This is a genomic window from Pantoea stewartii subsp. stewartii, from assembly GCF_008801695.1.
GTDB lineage: Bacteria > Pseudomonadota > Gammaproteobacteria > Enterobacterales > Enterobacteriaceae > Pantoea > Pantoea stewartii.
Genome location: NZ_VZPF01000163.1, coordinates 1 through 2,861, shown reverse-complemented (window position 1 = coordinate 2,861; position 2,861 = coordinate 1). Strand labels below are relative to the sequence as shown.

Genomic DNA, 2,861 nt, shown 5'->3' with positions numbered 1-2,861 from the left:
AATGGAGGCGAAGCGCCTCAAGGAGCCATGTCCGGTGTTTCACGCGATAGTGTCCATTAAAAAATGATGGACACTATTTTCCCGGAACCGGAGCCCGCTGCACAGACGGTTTAAATGTGACGCTTACTAAAGAGTTGCTGCGTCATCAGGACATTCGGCCAGCCGGGCATGAAGTTTCTTACCCGTTGAATATTTTACGCATCACAGTACGTAAAGCGATGAATGCCTGACAGGACGGGAGCATTCGCGCGGCTGAGGCACGTACACTGGAATAGTCGCTAAACGCGCCGCAGGGCTTTACATAGCAGATCGTGTCAGGGGGAAAAACCGGATACCGCGTGGCAGCAAAACGCCGGATGCAAAAACCCACCAGACAGCAGACACAGCCTTGCTGTCTGTTATAGCCTGGGGCTATGGCTCGCGGGTATAACGTTGCGCATCTTCCGCCATGCTGCCCGACGGCTCAGCCTTTAGCGCCGACTGTTCACGTCAGGCAGACAGAGAGCTGTCAACGGCATTCCCTCGGCCTTTCCGTTCTGAATCCTAAACCAATAAGCCGGCCAAATACGAAGCGCAGAAACGGGAATTTACGCATCATGGCGGGCATCTTACTTTGCCCACTGGCACGTGGCTTGTTGCTGCTCATTTTAATTTGCAGGAACTGGGTCGCCACGGTAGGAAACTGACGGCGTTTCTGGACCTTATGGAGATCGCTTAACTTCAGCGTTCCCCTGCGCAGTGGTCGCGTTAACAGGTTCGCCGCCGCCACCGCATCCTGAATCGCCAGATTAACCCCAACCCCGCCGATCGGTGACATAGCATGCGCCGCATCGCCAATGCACAGCACGCCCGGTTTTGCCCACTGATCCAGACGGTCTATCCGGATAGACAACAGTTTGAGTTTTTCCCAACTGTCGACCTCCGCCAGACGTGAAGCGGCAAAGGGCGAAACCGCCGCAATAGTGTCTTTAAGCGCATCCAGCCCCTGTGCCTGTAAGGCCTCAAACTGGCCTTTGGGAATGGTAAGACCACACTGCCAGTAATCCCCCCGATCAATGACGATAAAATTGTTGCGCGGGCCGGTATGGCCCATGCCGGTCAGCGGATCGTCGGGCTGTTTATTGAGGTGGAACCAGAGAACGTCGCGCGGCGCGCCAAAATGCTGGCTGCTGAGCCCGGCCTGGGCACGAATAACGGAATCCCGTCCGTCCGCTCCCACCACCAGACGGGCGCGAATTTCCATTGGCTGGCCTGCCTGCTCCGCCAGTACGCCGCACACCTGACCATTCTCGGTGATCAACTCACGACACACGGTCGATTTAAGCAGTGTAAAACCTGAAAACTGCGCGCTTTTCTCCGCCAGAAAATTCAGAAAGTCCCACTGCGGCATAAAGGCAATAAAGCGGCAACGCACCGGCAGGCGGGAGAAGTCGGCCATCGTGACCTCTTCACCGCCCATTTCTGCCTGCAGTTTTTCGACACGCTGATGCGGCAGCGTGAGCAGCGCATCAAGTAAGCCCAGATGGTGCATGATTTGAAGGGTGAAGGGATGAATGGTATCGCCACGAAAGTCGCGCAGAAAATCAGCGTGCTTCTCCAGCACTACCACCTGCAACCCTGCGCGGGCCAGGAGATAAGCCAGCATTAACCCTGCCGGACCGCCGCCAATGATACAACAGTCGGCGCTGTCGTGTTTTGAAGATGACATAGTGACTCCCTCATACTGTATCTGGTGAGTCTAAGCCAGTATCGACGATATTCGTACCGAAGGAATGTGGGGCTATTCAGATCGCCGTCGGAAAAAGCTGCATACGCTGGCCGATCAGGTTTCAGGTTCTGACTGTTTTATCTCAACCAGCACCAGCGGGCATTTTTTGACCTGACAGGCATGATGGTAAGCCAGCGAACAAACCGCACAGTAATCGGCCGAGTCGGAAGAGTATTCGTACTCCTGAAAGTAACGGAATCCGCCTCTGTCATCATTGGCACGCGCACTATAGAACGCGTGGTCGGCAAGCTGCGCATCCAATTGTCTGAATGTCAGCGCGTTAGGATTGTGGTAACCCACTTTAATACGATATGTCGTCATGCAGACATCATCATCGCCAGCGCACCTTCTCGCAAATTGTTATCGTTGTTGATTGTGATAGATGGAGGTTATCGAAACAGCGCCTGCAAACGATACGGTACTCCGGTGTTTACACCGCTTGCGTTTCAAAAACAGGGAGAACAGTTGCTCTCCCGATTAACGGACTGGATTGACATGCAACTATGCACTAAATGCAACCTTCCATTTACATCCCACCCGGCTTTGTTGAATAATAGGTAATCATTCTGTTTTGTCTGCACTGTTTTGGTAGAAAACGCTGATGCCAGACAGAACACCGTCATACGCAAGCATGTAATGCATTGATTTTATGTTATCTGAAACAACCGTTTTCATAGTACCATAGCATAAAATCCATTTATTCAACAAAGCCATCCCACCCTTAAATTCATAATAAAAAAGTCAAGACATCATTACATTGTCAAGCTTAATAAATAAATGCCATCTGTCTGTAAGTAGACACAATAGGACAAAAAATTCCTGACTAATTCGTGCATTATTGCGCAAATATTAAATACAACAACAAAAAGCTATCATTTTAAAAACAACAAACACAGAGCCTTATCATATCCATATTGCTTTTTTATAAAATTAAAATCACAGCAAACTACGTGTAGAGTGAGATAAAATTGGCTTTGTTGAATAAATGGATTTTATGCTGTGGTACTATGAAAACGGTTGTTTCAGATAACATAAAATCAATGCATTACATGCTTGCGTATGACGGTGTTCTGTCTGGCATCAGCGTTTTCTA

2 protein-coding genes are annotated in these 2,861 nt (G+C 50.0%); both read right to left on the bottom strand.

Annotated elements, in window-relative coordinates:
• Positions 1-508: 508 nt before the first annotated feature.
• A complete protein-coding gene (locus F7Q90_RS25150) occupies positions 509-1,708 on the bottom strand; it encodes an FAD-dependent oxidoreductase (RefSeq protein WP_006119724.1) in 1,200 nt (399 codons plus the stop codon).
• A gap of 114 nt (positions 1,709-1,822) precedes the next feature.
• Positions 1,823-2,089: a hypothetical protein gene (locus F7Q90_RS25145; protein WP_033737525.1), complete on the bottom strand. Its 267-nt coding sequence runs from the start codon at positions 2,087-2,089 to the stop codon at positions 1,823-1,825.
• Positions 2,090-2,861: the final 772 nt, after the last annotated feature.